General features: G+C 64.1%; 1 protein-coding gene. It reads left to right on the forward strand.

The features are described 5' to 3' along the window. Positions 1–459, forward strand: a 459-nt coding sequence (locus AB4Z02_RS19070; RefSeq protein WP_441972938.1) for a carbohydrate ABC transporter permease, incomplete at both ends; no start/stop codon positions are given.

Below are 459 nucleotides of genomic sequence, written 5' to 3' on the forward strand. Positions count from 1 at the left end.
TCGTCTGGGTGCTCGTTCCCGTGATCACGGTGGCGGTCAACTCGTTCAAGACTCCGGCGGCGATCTTCACGTCGACACCGCAGCTGACGTTCTCACCGACCCTCGCCAACTACGCGAAAGTGTTCGGCGAGCTCGACTTCACCCACTTCCTGGTCAACAGCCTGATCGTCGCGATCGGCAGCACGGGGTTGTCGCTGTTGCTCGGTGTGCCGTTCGCCTACTCGCTCGCCCGCCTGCCGGTTCCGGGTCGCGAGTGGTGGGCACGGATCATCCTCTTCAGCCGCATGGTTCCCGCGGTCGCGCTGGTCGTCCCGATGTTCGTGATCTTCCAGCAGCTGCACCTGACCGGCAGCTACCTGGCGCTGATCCTCGCGCACACCTCGTTCAACCTGCCCATCGTGATCTGGATGATGCGGTCGTTCTTCGAGGAGCTGCCGCCCGAGCTCGAGGAGGCAGCAC

The organism is Pedococcus sp. 2YAF34, from assembly GCF_052114585.1.
Taxonomy (GTDB): domain Bacteria; phylum Actinomycetota; class Actinomycetes; order Actinomycetales; family Dermatophilaceae; genus Pedococcus.